Origin of the sequence: Rahnella sp. CJA17(1/100), assembly GCF_963881615.1 — a bacterium.
GTDB classification, from domain to species: domain Bacteria; phylum Pseudomonadota; class Gammaproteobacteria; order Enterobacterales; family Enterobacteriaceae; genus Rahnella; species Rahnella aceris.
The window spans coordinates 205955-224237 of the sequence record NZ_CAWOJA010000011.1; the positions used below are offsets into that span (position 1 = coordinate 205955).

Here is an 18283-nt window from a genome sequence, read left to right on the forward strand (position 1 = left end):
CGACTGGTCAGCAAACACCTTCTAAAAACGTTAGCCTAACGGATTGACTTCCTCGTGCCCACTTTTCTCATCACAAAGTAAAGGCCGCAATATCCCCCTACATCCCATCCGTCTATTTCCTGTACAGATCACACTTCCCCTCACTTTCGTGAAAATGCTCACATTCCGTCGTGCAGATGCCCAAATTTACCGGCAAATTTTCGGCTTTTAGCCGTGGAAATGCGTCACCAAACTGGCTAAGTTCAATAATGAAACGCTATTTTATTATTGTTGGATTGCGGTTTTAAAGAAGTGTGAGTGTGCTCACACTGCTGAATGGACGCGCAATGATGAAGCGCTCTGAAGAGCGTTAACTCTCTCAGTAATGGCAGGTATCGCTGTGAAAATAAGTTCTGTTGAAGTCTCTGTTTTTACTTATCCGACCCGTCGCGTTTCTGACAGCGCGGGTCATTCTCATCCGGGTGAAGAAAGTCAGGCGAAAATGGCCATGTTAACGATCACCACTGACGAAGGTGATTGCGGATATTCGTTCGCACCGCCGGAAGTGGTGCGTCCGCATCTGGTGAACGCATTTTTCAGGAAAGTGCTGATAGGCCAGAACCCGTTCGACCGCGAACGCCTCTGGCAGGATCTGGTTCACTGGCAACGTGGCAGTGCGCATCAGCTGACCGAGCGGGCACTGTCGTTTATCGAGCAGGCATTGTGGGATCTGATTGGCCGCAAACTGAATATGCCGGTGCACAAACTGCTGGGCGGATTCCGTGAAAAAGTCCCGGCTTACGGCAGCACCATGTGTGGCGATGAACTGAAGGGCGGGCTGTCGACGCCGGACGAATTCGGGCAGTTTGCCGAAAAACTGGTGGCCCGCGGTTATCAGGCTATCAAGCTGCACACCTGGATGCCGCCGGTGGCATTTGCGCCGGATCCGAAAATGGACATCAAAGCCTGTGCCGCCGTGCGTGAAGCGGTCGGGCCGGATATCGAACTGATGCTCGACGGCTATCACTGGTACAGCCGCAGTCAGGCGCTGACCATCGGTAAGGCGCTGGAAAAACTCAACTTCGCCTGGTTCGAGGAACCGATGGAAGAAGAGAGCATGGCTTCTTATGCCTGGCTGGCGGAAAACCTGTCTATCGACGTGATCGGGCCGGAAAGTCTGGGTGGCAAGCACCACAGCCGTGCGGACTGGGTGAAGGCCGGCGCCTGCGACATTTTACGCGCCGGTGCCAACGGCGTCGGCGGCATCTCGCCGTGCATGAAAGTCGCCAGTCTGGCGGAAGCTTTTGGGATGGACTGCGAAGTGCACGGCAACGGCGCGGCGAGTCTGGCGGTGGTCGGCGCCATCCGCAACTGTCGCTGGTACGAACGCGGCCTGCTGCATCCGTTCCTGGAATACGACGAACCTGCTGCATACCTGAACAGCATTGTTGACCCGATGGATGAACACGGCTTTGTTCATCTTTCTGACCGCCCCGGCCTCGGAGAGGACATTAATTTTGATTACATAGAAACCCATACCGTCAGCCGCGACTGACCTGCGGGCAGAAAAAAATAATAAACCTCTGACTCTACCCGGAAGGTACATCATGAACTCTGGCAAACCGTGGGGCGCATGGCTTTTCGCGCTCCTGCTGATGACGGCTGGCTGGACGGCGCAGGCAAAAACGCCGCCCGACCAGCTGATCATCGGCATGAACATGAATAACCTGTTAACACTCGATCCGGCAGCGATGACCGGCAATGATATTGTCGGCATCGTGGTCAACCTTTATGACCCGCTGATTGAGCTTGATCCGCAACAACTCACCAACGTGCGCCCGGCGCTGGCGACCTCGTGGGAGGTCAACGACGCCCGCAACCTCATCACGTTTCATCTGCGCGAAGGCGTGAAATTCCACTCCGGCAATCCGGTCACCGCGGATGATGTGGTGTGGTCGATGCGCCGCATTCTGCATCTCAATCTGGCACAGGCCTCGGTGTGGAAATCCTACGGATTCAGCAAAAAGAATGTCGATGAGATGGTGCGTTCGCCGTCTCCCGGTATCGTCGAAATTCAGTTACCCAAACCCAATGACCCGAAACTGGTGATCTACTCGCTGGCCGCGCTCGGCAGCGTGGTGGCGCTGGACAGCAAAACCGTGCAGACCCATGAAGTGAATGGCGACTGGGGTAACCGCTGGCTGACCACCAACGAAGCCGGTTCCGGGCCATTTCGTCTCGACAGCTGGCAGGCGAAAGATGTGCTGAACATGAGTCGCAATCCGCAGTACTGGCGCGGTGATCCGCGCCAAAATCGTTACCGGGACCGGCAACCAGATTTACGGCGCGATGCGTGAACGCAAGTTCGACATGCTGGTCGGGCGCGGCGGCAGCGGCGTGGAACCGCATCCGCATTCCAGCCTGCGCGCGCTGGTCTACAACCCGGATAACAACGATGCGGCACGGTTGACCAATTTTCAGGGCTGGCGCACCGGTTTCTATGACAAACAGCTGAATGCGGATATCGATCAGGCGCTGCTTGAACGTGACCCCGAGAAACAGAAACAGGATTACTTCGCCATTCAGCAACGCTACGACGCGCTGATCCCGGCGCTGGTGCCGCTCTCGCAAATGGTTGATTCCATTGTGGTGCGCAGGGACGTCAAAAACTACCTGCCGCATCCTTCTGCCACCACGTTCCTGCGTGACGTCTGGAAAGATGAACCTGCTGACGTGCAGCCAACCGGAGGTAAAGGGTTATGACCATGCAAATTCCGGCTCCTGCTTCAAAGCAAACGGCGCGGATGTCACTCCCCGCCGGGCGCATCGGCAAACGTCTGGTGCAGGTGGCGGTCACACTGTTCGGACTGCTGCTGCTGACGTTTTTTATCGGCCGCGTGATGCCGGTGGATCCGGTGCTGGCGATTGTCGGACCGGACGCCGACCACAGCACCTATGAGCAGGTTTACCATCAGCTCGGCTTTGATAAACCGCTGTGGACGCAGTTCGGTATTTACCTTTCCGGGCTGGCGCATGGCGATTTGGGCAATGCGCTGCTGACCGGTAAACCGGTGACGCAGGACATTCTGCGCGTGTTCCCGGCCACCATGGAACTGGCGACGCTGGCGATCATTCTCGGTGCGGGCGTCGGCATTCCGCTCGGTGTGCTGGCGGCGGCAAAACGCAACAGCATCGCGGATTATGTGGTGCGCATCATCAGCCTGGCTGGTTATTCCACCCCGATATTCTGGGTCGGCATGATGGGCTTGCTGGTGTTTTACGCCTGGCTGGGCTGGGTCGGCGGTGCCGGGCGGCTGGATTTCAGCCTCGACGGACAGGTTACCCGCCACAGCGGATTTATGCTGATCGACGCACTGATCGCAGGCAACTGGGAAGTGTTTCGCAACGCGCTTAATCATCTGATTTTACCCGCGTCACTGCTCGGTTTTCACTCGCTGGCCTACATCAGCCGCATGACCCGCAGTTTTATGCTGGCGCAGCTTTCGCAGGAATTTATCATCACCGCCCGCGTGAAAGGGCTGAGCGAATGGCATGTGCTGTGGAATCACGCGTTCCGCAACATTCTGGTTCAGTTGCTGACTGTGGTGGCGCTGGCATACGGCTCGCTGCTGGAAGGCGCGGTGCTGATCGAAACCGTGTTTTCCTGGCCGGGCTTCGGTTCGTATCTCACCAGCAGCCTGATGCTGGGCGATATGAATGCGGTGATGGGCTGCGTGCTGGTGGTGGGTATGATTTTCGTGGTGCTGAATTTGCTCTCTGACCTGCTGTATCAGGTCTTTGACCCGAGGACAAAAGTATGACGATTTCCCTTGATTCCGTCACGCTCAGCGCGGGCGACGAAAAACGTCAGCGCGTGAAAAGGGCGTTTGGCCGGGCGGGCCATTTTCTGTGGCAGATGGCGTGTAATCCGCTGACCGCCATCGGTGGCGCGATTGTTCTGGTGCTGATGATTGTGGCGGTTTTTGCGCCGTGGATCGCACCGTTTCATCCGCTGGTGCAGGATTTAAACAATGCGCTCAGCCCGCCGTCGGCGGCGCACTGGTTCGGCACTGACGAGTTTGGCCGCGATATCTTCAGCCGTCTGGTGTATGGCTCGCGTATCACGCTGTACATCGTGTTGCTGGTGTCAGTTACCGTCGGGCCGCTCGGTTTGCTGCTTGGCGTTACCGCCGGTTATTTCGGCGGGAAAACCGACATGGTGCTGATGCGCGTCACTGACATCTTCATCTCGTTCCCGAGTCTGGTGCTGGCGCTGGCATTTGTCGCGGCACTCGGGCCGGGGCTGGAACATGTGGTGATCGCCATTACGCTCACCGCCTGGCCGCCGATTGCGCGTCTGGCGCGGGCCGAAACGCTCTCGCTGCGACAGGCTGATTTTATCTCGGCGGTGCGTTTGCAGGGCGCGAGTCCGCTGCGGGTGTTGTGGCGTCACATTGTGCCGCTGTGCCTGCCGTCGGTGATTATCCGTATCACCATGAATATGGCCGGTATCATTCTGACTGCCGCCGGTCTGGGCTTTCTCGGGCTTGGCGCCCAGCCGCCGGATCCGGAATGGGGCGCAATGATTTCCAGCGGCCGTACGTACATGATGGAGTGCTGGTGGGTGGCAACAATCCCCGGTCTGGCGATCCTGATTAACAGCCTGGCGTTCAACTTCTTAGGAGATGGCCTTCGTGACATTCTCGATCCCCGAAATGACTGACGCTCCGGCGTTACTCGATGTGCAGGATTTGCACGTCAGCTTTGTGAATGGCCGTCAGGTCACGCAGGCAGTACGCGGCGTGTCTTTCCAGCTCGGGCGCGAAAAACTGGCGATAGTCGGTGAATCCGGCTCGGGTAAATCCACCGTAGGTCGCGCGTTATTGCATCTGCATCCTTCAAAAGCGCAGATCACCGCCAGCAAAATGCAGTTCGCCGATGTCGATTTGCTGCGTGCCAGTCCGAAGCAAATGCGTCAGGTGCGCGGTAAGCGGATTTCAATGATTATGCAGGACCCGAAATATTCGCTGAATCCGGTGCTGTGCGTCGGCGATCAGATTGCTGAGGCATGGCGTTCACACCACAAATGTTCCTATAACGATGCCAAAAGCAAAGTGCTGAACATGCTCGACGTGGTGCGTATCCGCGAACCTGAACGTGTATACGGCCTGTATCCGCACGAGATTTCCGGCGGACAGGGGCAGCGCATCATGATCGCGATGATGCTGATCACTGACCCGGAAATGGTGATTGCCGATGAGCCGACCTCGGCGCTCGATGTGTCGGTGCGTTTACAGGTGCTGGCGCTGCTTGATGACCTGGTGAAAACGCGCGGTCTGGGGCTGATATTTATCAGTCACGACATCAATCTGGTGCGCAGTTTCTGCGACCGCGTGCTGGTGATGTACGCCGGGCGCATTGTCGAATCCATTGCCGCAACCGATCTGGATAACGCGCAGCATCCGTACACCCGTGGTCTGCTGAACGCGCTGCCGGACATGGATAACCGCCGTTATCCGCTGCCGGTGATGCAGCGTCAGGCCAGCTGGCTGACCGATTAAGGAGCACGTATGCCACAGAAAACGATGATAGACGTGCGCAACCTGAACCTGAGTTTCGGTGAGGGCGCGAAGACCACGCAGGTGCTGACCGATGTCAATATTGCCGTGCGTGAAGGCGAGATTTTCGGGCTGGTGGGCGAATCCGGGTCCGGTAAAACCACGGTGCTGAAATGTCTGGCGGGATTGTTTACTCACTGGCAGGGTGAGCTGGAAATCGACGGCCAGCAGCTTGAGCACCGCATTGGCCGCGAGCGTTGCAGACTGGTGCAGATGGTGTTTCAGGATCCGTATGGTTCACTTCATCCGCGCCACACCATTGGTGATATTCTGGAAGAACCGTTGCAAATCCACCGTATCGACCAGCGGGAGCAGCGGATTAACACCATTCTGGAAAAAGTGGGTCTGAACCGCGCATTTCGCAGCCGCTATCCGCACCAGCTTTCCGGCGGTCAGCGTCAGCGTGTGGCGATTGCGCGGGCGCTGATCCTTAAACCACGTGTTCTGCTGCTCGATGAACCCACGTCTGCGCTGGATGTTTCCGTGCAGGCGGAAATCCTTAATTTGCTGTTCGATCTTCAAAAAGAGGAAGGGTTGACATATCTGATGGTGACACACGATCTGGGGGTTATCGCCCATCTTTGCCAGCGTGTTGCAGTAATGAAATACGGCAAAATCCTCGAAACGCTGGACACTGATGCCTTGCTGCGCGGCGATATCCGGGATGACTACACCCGTGTGCTGGTCGATGCCAGCCGTGACTACAGCCGGGAAATGGCGGCAAAAGTGATGCTATAGGAAGGAGAAAAGGCCACTGTAGCGGCAGTGATGCAGCGGCCTTTTTACCTCTTATCCCTGATCCTGCCCAGTTTCATCGTCACCTGTTCCGGCATTTTATCCAGATTATCTTCCCGCAATCCCAGCACCACGTTGTAACCCGCGAACAGAGTGCGATCGCCCAGACGCGGCAGCGGTGCGCATCTTTCCCCGTGCGGGTAAACGCTATCTCATAGCGCAGAATATCGCTGATAGCCTCGCTGCCGCTGAACCTGAGCACCGAAATATCGATGCCGGGCTGCTGAGATTCAAGTCTTTTAAGACGTAGCTGATAATGGTTGTGGACCGGTAATTTACTGCCTGCAAGAATATATTCCTGAATGCTCATTTTTAATTCCCTTTGACACAACGCAGCATGTGGCTGGTTAATCGACACCCTGTTTACTGGTTATGAAATGAATCCATTGTGTTTCGTTAACATAATGCCAGATAAATGCCGGCGAAGCGGCTCAGAATTGAACGGTAGTGTATGAGTGTATGAGTGTATGAGTGGATTGAGGGATGTCGTTCAGGGTTGACAGAATGGCGGAAGCTGTTTAATTTCGTTGATACTATCAATTAACAGAGTTAAAGATGACGGCCATTCATTCGATCCGCACCGAGCTGCGTTACCTTGTCAGGGAGCTCGGGTTGCTGGATAAAAACTGTTTTCGCTCGGGTTTATCTCTTACGCAGGCGCATCTGCTGACCTATCTTTCAAAGAACGGCGTGACGTCTTTTGCTGAGTTATGCCTGCAACTGAGCATGGATAAGGCCTCGCTAAGCCGTACGCTGAACGTGCTGGCCGGAAAAAATTATGTTGAACCGGTCACCGGAGTGAGAGACAAGCGGCAAAAAAGTTTTCAGCTGACGACGGCAGGTGCGCAGTGTTTAGCCGCGGCTGATGCTTCGGCGGATAATGAATTTTCATTTGTTCAAAATGCAATGGAATTACAGCAAGCGCAGGAAATAATTAATGGGTTACGTGCGTTGAGAATAAATACTTTCCGGCGGAATGCCGCACGTCATCCGCAAAGAATACAAATTGAAATTATGCGCAGTAATTACCTTCCCGAAGTGACAAAACTCTTGATGGAGACTTTTTCGCAGGAACAGAATATTCCGCAGGCGCTTATTCTGTTACCCGCAGAGCTTAAAACTAAATGCTGGATAGTTCGCTCGGGAGAATATGTTCTGGGCACTGTCGCCTGCTGGCAGGAAAATAACGAATGGCACTGGGGAAGATTTGCCGTTAATCCTTGTTATCGCGGGATGGGCATCGGCAGGCAACTGGCGCGGGTTTCCCTGACGGAGATGCTTGAAGAAACAGATAACGTGATAATGGAGGCGCGGGATTCCACGGTCAGGATCATCAGCGAGCTGGGCGGAAAAATCACCGGGCCCACCCGTGATTTCTACGGCATGCCCATCACGCCGATGCATCTGAAAAAAGAAGATTTTGAGCACGTAACAGAACAGCGAAAAAATACACGCCTGACCGGAGATTGACAGTGAGGCGACATTGAGTCTGGCCGGTCATCAGGGCGGCAGTGCCGTCAGATTGGCGCGAAAATAATGATTCAGGTAACAGTTCAGCCAGCCCTGACGGTTTTTTTCCAGCGCAAACTGCTCATCGTCACCGCCATCACGGACAGCAGCGCCAGCGCACCGGCAGGCGCGAGCACACTCCACGGGGCGCGTTCAATATAGGGCATCCCTTCCGCCAGCACGCGTCCCCATTCCGGGGCGGGCGGGGATGCGCCAAGCCCGAGAAAACCTAATGACGCCAGCGCCAGCGCGATGCCCGGTAAACGCAGCAGGGCGTGGCGCAACAGCGGACCCGCGAGCGCAGGAAACACATAAAATACATTACGGCGCAATGCGCCCACGCCAATGACCGCAAGCATCTGCATGTATGGCCTTGCGCGGATTTCGGCCACCAGCGCGGCGGTATGTGCTGCCAGCGGCGCCCAGCTGACGGCGGTGACGGCAATCGCCGCGCCGGTGGCGGTTGGGCCATTGATGGCAGCGATCACCAGCCCGGCAATGACCGGCGGCAGTGCGTTAGTGACTTCAATCGGGCCGGTCATAGCACGGGGAAAAGCACCGGTAATCACGCCTGCGAGCAGGCAAATCAGTGAAACACTCAGCGCCTGCAAACAGGTGCTGAATGTGCCACGCGCCACGCGGGCGAGAAGGTCACGGCCCATCGCGTCAGCGCCAAACGGCAAAGCGAAAGAGGGGGATTGCAGGCGCAAATACTCTGATGTCAGCGGGTCGCGCGGCAAACCGGTGAGAACCATAACGACCAGAACGCTCAGACAAAGCCACGGCAGCCATGCCCGCTGTTTTTCAGGCGTGGCATCGGGTTGCGGAACCGGCACCGCACCCAATGACAACGCACGGCCCAGTAATATCCGCCGCATGCCGCCCGTCAGCATGCCGATGGCGGAGGCCAGCAGCAGCAGGATCAGCACGCCGGTTTGTAACGCCGGTAAATCTCCCGCTGCCGCCGCGCCCAGCGTAGCGCGCCCCAGGCCGGGGATGGCGAAGACTTTTTCCACCGCGATTGCACCGCCGGTCAGCGACACCAGCACCAGTCCGGTTAACGGCATTACCCCGGGCAATGCGCGCCGGATGATGGCCAGTGCGGTATGGCGGCGCGAAATGCCCAGCACGCTCCAGGTGGTCAGCCAGCTTTCATTAAAGACACCGCTGAGGGCATCGGAATACAGCCGCCCGAGATAGCCACCCGCCGGAATGCCCAGCGCCAGCGCAGGCAGCACAGCGTAATACCAGCCGGACCAGCCATAAGGCGGGAAAAAGTTCAGCCAGACAGCGCCGGTAATCAGCAGCACCGACGCCAGTAAAAACTCGGGCAGCGCGGTCAGCAGTGCGGCCAGAAAACCGGCCGGGCGTGCCGTGCCGCCCTGCAAGCCACGAATCATCGTGCCCGCGCATAACAGCAGTGCAATCAGAAACGCCACGCCAGCGGAAACCGCCATCAGCGTCAGTGAAACGCCGGTGGCCCGCAACATGCCGGGTAAAACCGGCATGCCGGATACCCAGGAAATTCCCGCGTCACCCCGCAACAAACCGGCCAGCCAGTGCGTCAGTGCATGCCACGGCCCCTGATCTAACCCCAGCGTCAGGCGGATCGCATTGAGTGTTTCTGCCGTGGCTTCCTGCTCACCGGATCTTGCGCGCAGCAAGGTCAGTGCCGGATCACTGCCCGACAGCCACGGCAACAGGCCGATCAATACCACGATGGCGGCCAGCGTCAGCAAGCGCGAAATCAGCGGTATCCACGCGCCGCCGGTCTGGCTCATGCGAACACGACTGACGGCCATGCAGGTGCGGCAATACAGAGATTCACTCATCAGTCGGCCTGAACCGCACGTTGTGTCGCGGCATTGATTAATGTGCGTTCACGCGGGTCGCGCACCGCGTCACGAATATCCGCTGCTTCGCCCTGAATCACCCGTTCATGCAACATTGGAATGGCGGCATCCGTGGCGAGGATCAGGTTTTCAGCCTGCATGATCGCCTGACGGCGTTCAGCGCCCGCTGGAATAACGGCAGCCTTTTGCAGCGCCTGATCGATGTCAGGGCGGCAAAGCTGCGCAATGTTAAACGACCCTTTGCAGGCAAAATCGCTGTACATATAGGCCACCGGGTCGCCGGAATCCAGTACCGTCGCACGGGATAAAATAAAGGCATCGAACTTGCCTGCCAGCGCGTCAGATTCGATTTGTGAGTATTCGCGCACTACCTGTTTCACAGTAAAACCGGCGGCCTTCAGTTGTTGCGCAAGGTACACCGCCACCTCCGGCAGTTCAGCGCGGTCACTGAATGTCGCTAACGTGATGGTTTCACCGGCCGGTTTACGGGCAGCTACCGGATGGCTCACCGGCTGGCGCAGTTGTGCTGCCCAGGGGAGTGCCGGACCGAGCAGACCCTGCGCCACATCGGCGCGTTTTTCGTAGACATTATCCACCAGTTGCTGACGGTTAATCGCCTCGCGAACGGCGGCACGCAGCGCCGGATCCTGCATGACGCCGAGGCGCGTATTGAGATACAGCGTGTTGGTGCGCGGCATCGGCACCTCGTGGATTAAGTTCTGATCGAGCAGCGGGGCCTGAGACACGGGAATGGCTTCGACAATATCCGCTGTGCCGCTGCGTAATGCCGCGCCGCGTGCGGTGCCGTCCGGCACGAAACTGACATCAATGCCGCTGGCTTTGGCCTTTTCACCCCAGTAACCGGCGAAACGTTCCAGCCGGGCGCTGCTGGTGCCATTCACCTGCACCAGTTCAAACGGGCCGGAACCGGTATGGCGTGGATCGACCACGCCGCTGGCGCTGTAGGCTTTTTGTGAAAGAATCGCCAGTTGCGGGCTGGACAGACGCTGCGGCAGCAACGGATCCGGCAGTGCGGTGGTCACAATCACCGCCAGTGCGCCGTCAGCCACGGCGGTCAGTTGCACGCCATCCAGAATGCGCGGTTTCGGCGCGGCATGGGCGGCGACGGTCAGTGCATTCACCACTGTGGTGGCATCAAGCGGGCTGCCGTCGTGGAATTTCACACCGGCACGCAGCGCGAAACGCCAGCTGTTATTACCGATTTGCTGCCAGCGGATGGCCAGCGCCGGTTGCGCTTCGCCGAGCTTATCGAGCGTCACCAGCGTCTCTGCTGTACTCCAGCGTGAGAGTTTAAATGCATCGTCGCTGAGCGGCGTCAGACCGGAACGCGGCGGCTGTAACATCGCCAGCCGCAGGCGTTGATCCGCACTTTTTTCGGGGGTTTTATCGGCTTCACTGAAGCAACCGGTCAGTAAAAGGGCAGCAGAAAGCAGCCCTGCCAGCGGGCTTACACGTAACAGAGACATCAGAAGTTCCTTGTCAGATTGCAGGAGGGGGCAACTGGCGGCAGATTCGCCACATCGCCAGCGCGCTTAAAAAGGGAACGGCGGCCAGCGCCAGCCACGGAATCACTGCGCCCGGAGACGGTGTCAGGGCGTTATCGAGCAGGCCACCGAGCAGGAAATTGCCCGCGAGCACCGCAGCGCCGCCCATCGACGACAGCGCACCATAATGCGCACCGAGATTATGTTGCCCGGCAAAGCGCGGAATGAGATCCATCCCGACCGGCACAATCAGCATCTGGCCGACTGTCAGCAGGGTAATCAGTAATACGGAAGGCAGCAGCCGCAGCCAGCCTTCCGGCGGTATTGTCCAGGCGAAAAGCGCCACGGCGATAAACGCGGAAGACAGCAATCCGAAGCCCGCAGGTAAAATCCGCGCCGCGCCTACCCGGCGGGAAAAACGCGCCAGCGGCATTTGCAGAACGATCACCAGAACCGAGGCCAGCACGAACAGCGGCCCGAGGTCCTGCTCGCTGCCGCCCGAACGGCGCAGCTCCACCGGCAGCGCCAGATACAACTGGTTGTAGCTGAACAGATAAGCGCTGTAGGCAATAATAAAGGCCACAAAACGCGGCTGACGGAAGGTCTGCCACCACGGCACAATTTTCAGTTCAGCGGCGCGTTCCGGCGTGGCGGGCAGCGTGAAAAACAACACCAGCAACGCCATCAGAAACAGACCGGAACCGGCCAGCGCCACCGGCTGAAAACCGTAACCGGACAGCAGCGATCCGAGCAATGGCCCCAGCACCGCACCCAGTTCCGCGCAGACCGCCGAGAGCGCGAACCATTCTGCCCGGCTGCGTTTTCCGGCTTTCTCGCTGTGCGTTCCTGCCTGTGCCAGCAGCGCTTCGATCGAAGGGGAAAACAGTGCGCCGCCGATGCCGGTCAGACAGGCGCCGAGAATCACCGGTGCCAGTGTGTCGGAAAGCCCGAGCAGCAGAAAACCGGCGATACGCACCACGCAGCCCAGCAGAATGATGACCCGTGCGCCGTAGCGGTCAGACAGTGCCCCGCCGAGCAAAAACATGCCCTGTTGCGAGAATGTCCGCAAACCCAGCACCAGCCCGATCGCCCAGCCGGAAAGCAATAAATCGTCGCGCAGAAAAATCGCCAGGAACGGCACGACGGCATAAAAGCCAATGTTAAATACCAGATTGCTGGCGAGCAGCAGCGGTGGTTTTGGCGCAGAAGCGCGGGCAATGGAACGGGTCAGCATCCGGTTATCCGTTAACGGTCAAAGGTAAATGAGGAATGGCCTGCAGCAGTTGCCGGGTATGCGTATGGTCCGGGGCGCGCAAAATATCCTGTGTGGCGCGGTCTTCCACAATTTTGCCGCCGTGCATTACCAGCAACCGGTCGCATAGCCCGGCCACCATCGAGATATCGTGCGTGACCATCAGCAGACCCATGCCATTTTGCTGCGTCACCTGTTGCAGCAGTTGTTTGATCTGCCCGCGCAGGGGGAGATCCAGCCCGCTCACCGGCTCGTCGGCCACCAGAAATTGCGGGCGGATCGCCAGCGCACGGGCAATCGCCAGCCGCTGCGCCTGCCCGCCGGAGAGTCCGGCTGCCGTACGCCCTATCAACGTTTCGTTCAGGCAGACCTGCGCCATCACGTCAGTCACGCGCAGACGGATATTGCCGCTAAACCCGAGGCGTTTCAGCGGTTCGGCAATAATTTGATAAACGGTCTGAGCCGGTGGCAGCGAACCGGCCGGATCCTGCGGAATGTACTGCACGCGCTGCCGGTATGCGCGCAGAGACCGCGCAGAGCCGGGGCGAATTTTAACACCGGCGCAATATACTTCACCGCTGTCGGGAGATTCAAGCGCCAGCAAGATTTTCAGCAGGGAGGATTTTCCGCAGCCAGACGCGCCGACCAGCCCGAGCGTTTCGTGGCGGCCGATACGCAGCGACAGATGCTCAAAAAGCGCAGCGTGCTGCCTGCGCCAGCCGGAACGCGGCAGGGCGAGATGGCGGCTGACGTTATGCAGATGCAGAAACGGTTCGGTGGTCAGATGCAGTGAAGATTCCATCAGACAGCAACCCCGCGCAGCGACGCGGCATTCTGATGCAGCGCGGCGGCCTGTCTTGCAGCGTGAACCAGTTTTCTGGAATAAGGATGTTGCGGATGACGGAGTAACTGCGCCATACCGGCAGATTCCACCAGCACGCCGTTTTCCATTACCAGTGCGCGCTCGCATAGCTGCGCGGCGACGGCAATATCATGGGTGATAAACAGCAGCGCCCGGGGTGATTGCGGACGGGTGCAGGCCTTATGCATGACCTGTAAAACCTGTTGCTGAGTCAGCACGTCGAGCGCGGTGGTCGGTTCATCCGCCACCAGCAGCGAAGAAGAGGATTGCATCGCCAGCGCCAGGCACAAACGCTGGCGCTGGCCGCCGGAAAGCTCCGCCGGATAACGGGTGGAAAATTGCGCAATATCGCCCAGCCCGACGGCATCCAGCATCGTGCAGATTTCGTCTTCGCTGGCGGCGGGCAGGGCGAGACGTAGCTGTTTTCCGAGCGTCATCAGCGGGTTCAGTGCGGTGGAAGAATCCTGAAAAACCGTGGCGACGCGGCTGGCAGCACAACGTGAAACCGGATGTCTGCCGCGCACTTCGACGCTATTCACCCGAATACTGCCGCCGGGTATCGCGCCCGCAGGCGGCGTGCCGGTGATGGCTTTGGCAGTCAGTGATTTACCGGAGCCGGAAGCACCAAGCAGACAAACCCGTTCGCCCGCACTGACGCTGAAACTCAGTCCGCTGACGCGTTCTTCACCTGCGAGCCGCACTGTCAGCCCTTCCACCGCGAGAACCGGTTCAGTATTTTGCGTCCTGTTGTGTGTCATTCCCTAAACCTGTTCATCGCTGCGACTGTTTTGATATGTGATAACATAACAAAATGTGTCAATTTAATGCAAAAGGTTTTGTGATTTTCTCTGTGCTATTTGCCGGTGCAACTGTGTGCAGCACCCTTTCAGGCAGCGAAATGATGAGTTCGCCGCTGTCGTAGCCGGGACATGATGAAGCAAAGCTGGCAGGAACAATCAGATGACGCGAGATGAATTAACATCTCTCATCATCCTCATGTGACGACATTGAATATCTATTTGATCTGCGAGAAGTGCGGGGAACGCCAGTGCAATTTAGGGGTTAAAAAGCATTGTGGCTGTGCGATGGGTTGTTCATTCATCAGATTACTGATCATGCTGAAGCAGTGCATGGCCAGCTCCCCGCAGTCCTGAGCGACGGTATCAATTTTCACGGACAGCGAGTCGTAAAGATAGTGATCGTCAAAACTGCAAAGATGGATATCACTCTCAAGCAATTGATGCTGGCTCATATAGCGCAGAACCCCTTCCATCAAACCGCAGGAGGCCACGAAAAGCGCTTTGGGTGGACGCCCAAGCCGGGCACACAGTTGCGCAAACATTTCGTAGCCGGAGCTCGGGTGGTAGTTGCCGTACACAATCCAGTCGGGGTCGAGACTGACACCTGCCCGCTGCAGGCCAAGCTGATAGCCTGCGAGGCGATCGCGGGTCGGAGAAATTCGCGGCTGGCCGCCGATAAAATAAAACTCGTCCCGCTGAATTTTCGCTATCCGCGAAACCAGTTCTGCTGAAGATTCGATGGCTTCACAGACAACAATAGGGAGCTGCGTGTCCTGCATATGACGGTCAAACAAAACGACGGGGACTTGCTGGCTGATTTTTACGTATTCCGCATCGCTGAGCATGCTGGACGCCACAATCAGGCCATCGACCTGACGCTGGATGAGATTATTGACCACCATGGTTTCCTGGCTGGTATTTTCATCCGTACAGGCAATCAGCAGCTGCATGCCGTTCTCACGACACAGTGTTTCAAGTTCGTTAGAACAGGCAGCAAAACCGTAGTTGGTCATTTCCGGCACCACCAGTCCCAGGGTGAAACTGCGGCTGACATTCAGCGAGCGGGCGTGAATGCTCGGCTGATAATGATGTTCAGCCGCCACGGCGAGCACCCGATCCCGGGTAGGATCGGAGATACGAAACTTCTTGCTGTGCCCGTTGAGTACCTGGCTGGCAGTCGATTTCGATACGCCAGCCAGTTCGGCTATGCCACTGATAGTGATGCGTTTGGTCTTTTTCACTGCGCCATATTCTGTTGTCCGGAAAGACATTTATTCTATCACGCATTCCGCCAACGACCAGTGGCGCAGCGTAATCTGATGAGAACCCTGCAAGTTCAATTGTGCTGGTAAAACAGGGAAATAGCGTGCGGACATCACCGCTTCTCCGTCATTAATGAAAATTTCAAGGCTTGATGCATCGCTTAACACCGTCAGCTTACGTAACTGCCCCTGCCAGACACGATGTTCAGGCTCACCCGTACGCCGGTTTTTACGGCTTAAACGCAGCCATTCTCCGTCAAAGCTGAGGGTGATATCGCCACCAAAATCGGCGATGAAGGGGTGCTCAGTGACAATCTCTGTCTCGGCGTGGGTGATGTCCAGAGGCAGGCAATTGTCCGCAATCCCTTGCCATGTCTGCTCGTCACGACGAAGTTGTTGCAGTTCACGGGCCGGTTTCTGGATGATTTTTCCCGCGACCAGTGTCAGTTCGCGCGGGCAGGTCAGGGTATGCAGCCAGCCGTTTTGTATCGTTGGCTGGAAAAATTCATCGCCGTCCGGGATCCCCATCCACCCAATCAGCAGGCGTCGCCCGTCATCCGTCTGCGTGGTTTGCGGTGCATAAAATTCGAACCCCAGATCCAGCTCAGCGAAATCGCCGTGCGTAAACGTGGCATTGGCGTAATCCAGTTGCCCGACAAAATAACCCGACTGGAAGGTATTCAGATAACGGTCAGATTCCGCCGCTAAACCTTGCGGGCAGCAAATCAGAATGTCGTTTTCGGCCAGCCGGAATAAGTCCGGGCACTCCCACATGTAACCGAACTCACCCAGCCCGTGTAAACCTGAACCGGCAATTTCGCCGAGCAGATCCCACGCGGATAAATCGTCAGATCGCAGCAATAACACTTTGCCCTGAAGGCTGAGATCCTGAGCGCCCAGCACCATGTACCAGTGTTTGTCATGCCACCCGACTTTCGGATCACGCACATGTCCGGTATAGCCTTGCGGCAGGTTGAATACCGGCCCGGTTTTATCAAACTCACCCTCAGCATTTTCGCGCGCCAGACACTGAAACGCCGTGCGGCTGCCATCGGGATATTTCACGTTGCCGGTGTAAATCAGCGTCAGCTGGCCGTTGTCTGTTACGGCTGAGCCGGAATAACAGCCGTGGGTTTCGTATTCTTCTGACGGCGCCAGCGCCAGTGGTTCATGCTGCCAGTGAAGTAAATCTGCTGAACTCCAGTGCCCCCAGAACTTGGCACCGTGCGCGCAGGCCAGCGGGTTCCATTGATAGAACAAATGGAATCGACCGTTATGCTGGATAAAGCCATTAGGGTCATTGAGCAGCCCGACCGGCGGCGCGAGATGCCAGCCGGGACGGTACGGATCTGCCGCCGCTCTGACCTGACCGGCCACCACACTGCGCAGCGCTTTTTTCAGCAAACTGACTTCTGTCATTTTTCACTCTCCGTGTTGTATTTCAGCAGCAATGACAACAGGAATGCGCTGCCGAAGGCAATCACCAGACCAATCAGGTAGCTGAGAATCGAACTGGACTGCACGATGGCCAGCCCCGGAATACCGGTCAGGCCAACCGCCGTCATATTGACGTGCATCGCAACCACCCAGGCGCCGCCAAGCGCACCGCCGACCAGAGCGGCGAGAAACGGTTTCATGAAGCGCAGGTTGATACCAAAAATTGCCGCTTCCGTTATGCCCAACATCGCGGAGAATGCTGAAGGCACGGCAATGGCTTTAATTTTCGCATCACGCGTTTTGAAATAGACCGCAAGACAGGCTCCTCCCTGTGCAACATTCGCCATCGACCAGATAGGCAGCAGGAAATTCACCCCGATATTCGGGTTCCCCAGCAAACCGGCCTCAATCGCATGGAAGCTGTGGTGAATACCGGTGATCACGATAACCGAATACAATCCGCCAAACACCAGACCTGCCACCCAACCGGCATGGGTAATTAACGTGCTGAGAATAAAGGAGATACCGTCCCCGAGCGCACGACCCGCAGGGCCGATGATCAGGAAAGCGATAAAACCGGAAATGATGACCGTCAGGAAAGGCGTCAGGATCAGATCCAGTGCATCAGGGATCACTTTGCGCAGGCGTTTTTCGATGAAGCTCATAAACCAGACCGCCAGCAAAACCGGGAATACCGTGCCCTGATAACCGATCATCGCAATTTCGATACCAAAGAAATTCATGGTATGGAAACCACTGGCAACGCCCCAGGCGTTAGTCAGTGCCGGGTGAGTCAGAATGCCGCCCAGTGTTGCACCCAGGAACGGATTACCGCCAAATTCGCGCGCGGCAGTGAAACCAATCAGGATCGGCAGAATGATAAATGCCGCCGAGCTGAACATATCGAGCATGATAAAAATCGCGCTCTCAGGGTTGGCCCAGCCGTAGGTTTTCACCATGCCGAGCAGCCCCATCAGCAGGCCGGATGCGACAATCGCCGGAATAATCGGCACAAAGATATTCGACAGCACGCGCGCGAGTCGCTGGAAGGGATTGAGTTTTCGCGCCGCAATATCGGCGGCTTCGGATTTGCTCGATTCGCTGATACCGGCCACTTTAATAAACTCGGCGTACACCTTGTTCACCAGTCCCGTACCAAAAATGATCTGAATCTGTCCGGCGTTGCTGAAACAGCCTTTTACGCCTTCCACTTTTTCGATAGCACTTTTGTTGATCAGACTGTCGTCTGCCAGCACCAGGCGCAGACGTGTGGCACAGTGTGCCGCGCTGGCAATATTGTCCTTCCCACCCAACAGCGGAAGCAGCTCAGTCGCGATTGCATTGATGTTCATAGAATCCCTTAATTTATCTTTACCGTTAACACCCGGTCAGACCGGGTGCTTTTTTTTTT

At 57.1% G+C, this 18283-nt stretch carries 14 protein-coding genes and 2 pseudogenes; 7 read left to right on the forward strand and 9 right to left on the reverse strand.

Annotation, left to right across the window (positions count from 1 at the left end; translation table 11 throughout):
- Positions 1-379: 379 nt before the first annotated feature.
- The 6 genes and pseudogenes from AACU55_RS07265 (at position 380) to AACU55_RS07290 (ending at position 6335) form a co-directional block, all read left to right on the forward strand.
- On the forward strand, positions 380-1534 hold the full coding sequence (locus AACU55_RS07265; RefSeq protein ID WP_134705319.1) for a mandelate racemase family protein: 1155 nt from the start codon (positions 380-382) through the stop codon (positions 1532-1534).
- Positions 1535-1586: 52 nt separating this feature from the next.
- A pseudogene (locus AACU55_RS07270) lies at positions 1587-2742 on the forward strand (ABC transporter substrate-binding protein).
- A gap of 41 nt (positions 2743-2783) precedes the next feature.
- On the forward strand, positions 2784-3800 hold the full coding sequence (locus tag AACU55_RS07275) for an ABC transporter permease (RefSeq protein ID WP_037033212.1): 1017 nt from the start codon (positions 2784-2786) through the stop codon (positions 3798-3800).
- On the forward strand, positions 3797-4702 hold the full coding sequence (locus tag AACU55_RS07280; protein ID WP_013578055.1) for an ABC transporter permease: 906 nt from the start codon (positions 3797-3799) through the stop codon (positions 4700-4702). Before AACU55_RS07275 ends, AACU55_RS07280 begins: the two co-directional genes overlap by 4 nt.
- Entirely contained in the window at positions 4674-5540 is an 867-nt protein-coding gene (locus tag AACU55_RS07285; protein WP_134705320.1) for an ABC transporter ATP-binding protein, read from the forward strand. The genes AACU55_RS07280 and AACU55_RS07285 overlap by 29 nt, the downstream gene beginning before the upstream one ends.
- Positions 5541-5564: 24 nt before the next feature.
- Entirely contained in the window at positions 5565-6335 is a 771-nt protein-coding gene (locus AACU55_RS07290; RefSeq protein ID WP_134705459.1) for an ABC transporter ATP-binding protein, read from the forward strand.
- A 44-nt stretch (positions 6336-6379) separates the two neighbouring features.
- On the opposite strand, the pseudogene AACU55_RS07295 reads toward AACU55_RS07290, so the two are convergent.
- Positions 6380-6514, reverse strand: a pseudogene (locus tag AACU55_RS07295) (type VI secretion system baseplate subunit TssG); the annotation flags it as partial.
- Positions 6515-6947: 433 nt separating this feature from the next.
- Here AACU55_RS07295 and AACU55_RS07300 point away from each other — a divergent pair.
- The gene (locus AACU55_RS07300) at positions 6948-7862 is read left to right on the forward strand and encodes a bifunctional helix-turn-helix transcriptional regulator/GNAT family N-acetyltransferase (RefSeq protein ID WP_240785615.1); all 915 of its coding nucleotides are present in this window, start codon (positions 6948-6950) and stop codon (positions 7860-7862) included.
- Between the two features lie 83 nt (positions 7863-7945).
- Here the strand turns inward: AACU55_RS07300 and AACU55_RS07305 are convergent, their stop codons facing one another.
- From AACU55_RS07305 to AACU55_RS07340, 8 genes are all read right to left on the reverse strand, one after another.
- Positions 7946-9733, reverse strand: coding sequence for an ABC transporter permease subunit (locus AACU55_RS07305; RefSeq protein ID WP_134705321.1), 1788 nt, complete (start codon positions 9731-9733; stop codon positions 7946-7948).
- Complete coding sequence (locus AACU55_RS07310; RefSeq protein WP_134705322.1) at positions 9733-11241, reverse strand: ABC transporter substrate-binding protein; 1509 nt, start codon at positions 11239-11241, stop codon at positions 9733-9735. The genes AACU55_RS07305 and AACU55_RS07310 overlap by 1 nt, the downstream gene beginning before the upstream one ends.
- Positions 11242-11254: 13 nt before the next feature.
- Entirely contained in the window at positions 11255-12493 is a 1239-nt protein-coding gene (locus tag AACU55_RS07315; RefSeq protein WP_134705323.1) for an MDR family MFS transporter, read from the reverse strand.
- 4 nt (positions 12494-12497) lie between these two features.
- Positions 12498-13313, reverse strand: a complete 816-nt coding sequence (locus AACU55_RS07320) for an ABC transporter ATP-binding protein (RefSeq protein ID WP_134705324.1) — start codon at positions 13311-13313, stop codon at positions 12498-12500.
- Positions 13313-14131 (reverse strand): ATP-binding cassette domain-containing protein, encoded by an 819-nt coding sequence (locus tag AACU55_RS07325; protein ID WP_134705325.1) that lies wholly within the window; start codon positions 14129-14131, stop codon positions 13313-13315. Before AACU55_RS07325 ends, AACU55_RS07320 begins: the two co-directional genes overlap by 1 nt.
- 257 nt (positions 14132-14388) lie before the next feature.
- Complete coding sequence (locus tag AACU55_RS07330; protein WP_134705326.1) at positions 14389-15444, reverse strand: LacI family DNA-binding transcriptional regulator; 1056 nt, start codon at positions 15442-15444, stop codon at positions 14389-14391.
- Positions 15445-16854, reverse strand: a complete 1410-nt coding sequence (locus AACU55_RS07335) for a sucrose-6-phosphate hydrolase (RefSeq protein ID WP_134705327.1) — start codon at positions 16852-16854, stop codon at positions 15445-15447.
- The gene (locus AACU55_RS07340; RefSeq protein ID WP_013578077.1) at positions 16851-18224 is read right to left on the reverse strand and encodes a sucrose-specific PTS transporter subunit IIBC; all 1374 of its coding nucleotides are present in this window, start codon (positions 18222-18224) and stop codon (positions 16851-16853) included. The genes AACU55_RS07335 and AACU55_RS07340 overlap by 4 nt, the downstream gene beginning before the upstream one ends.
- Between the last annotated feature and the right edge of the window lie 59 nt (positions 18225-18283).

Coding starts and splice junctions, on each gene's coding strand:
- AACU55_RS07275 (WP_037033212.1), top strand. CDS start 2,784: ATGTCACTCCCCGCCGGGCGCATCGGCAAACGTCTGGTGCAGGTGGCG.
- AACU55_RS07280 (WP_013578055.1), top strand. CDS start 3,797: ATGACGATTTCCCTTGATTCCGTCACGCTCAGCGCGGGCGACGAAAAA.
- AACU55_RS07290 (WP_134705459.1), top strand. CDS start 5,565: ATGATAGACGTGCGCAACCTGAACCTGAGTTTCGGTGAGGGCGCGAAG.
- AACU55_RS07300 (WP_240785615.1), top strand. CDS start 6,948: ATGACGGCCATTCATTCGATCCGCACCGAGCTGCGTTACCTTGTCAGG.
- AACU55_RS07305 (WP_134705321.1), bottom strand. CDS start 9,733: ATGAGTGAATCTCTGTATTGCCGCACCTGCATGGCCGTCAGTCGTGTT.
- AACU55_RS07310 (WP_134705322.1), bottom strand. CDS start 11,241: ATGTCTCTGTTACGTGTAAGCCCGCTGGCAGGGCTGCTTTCTGCTGCC.
- AACU55_RS07315 (WP_134705323.1), bottom strand. CDS start 12,493: ATGCTGACCCGTTCCATTGCCCGCGCTTCTGCGCCAAAACCACCGCTG.
- AACU55_RS07320 (WP_134705324.1), bottom strand. CDS start 13,313: ATGGAATCTTCACTGCATCTGACCACCGAACCGTTTCTGCATCTGCAT.
- AACU55_RS07325 (WP_134705325.1), bottom strand. CDS start 14,131: ATGACACACAACAGGACGCAAAATACTGAACCGGTTCTCGCGGTGGAA.
- AACU55_RS07330 (WP_134705326.1), bottom strand. CDS start 15,444: ATGTCTTTCCGGACAACAGAATATGGCGCAGTGAAAAAGACCAAACGC.
- AACU55_RS07335 (WP_134705327.1), bottom strand. CDS start 16,854: ATGACAGAAGTCAGTTTGCTGAAAAAAGCGCTGCGCAGTGTGGTGGCC.
- AACU55_RS07340 (WP_013578077.1), bottom strand. CDS start 18,224: ATGAACATCAATGCAATCGCGACTGAGCTGCTTCCGCTGTTGGGTGGG.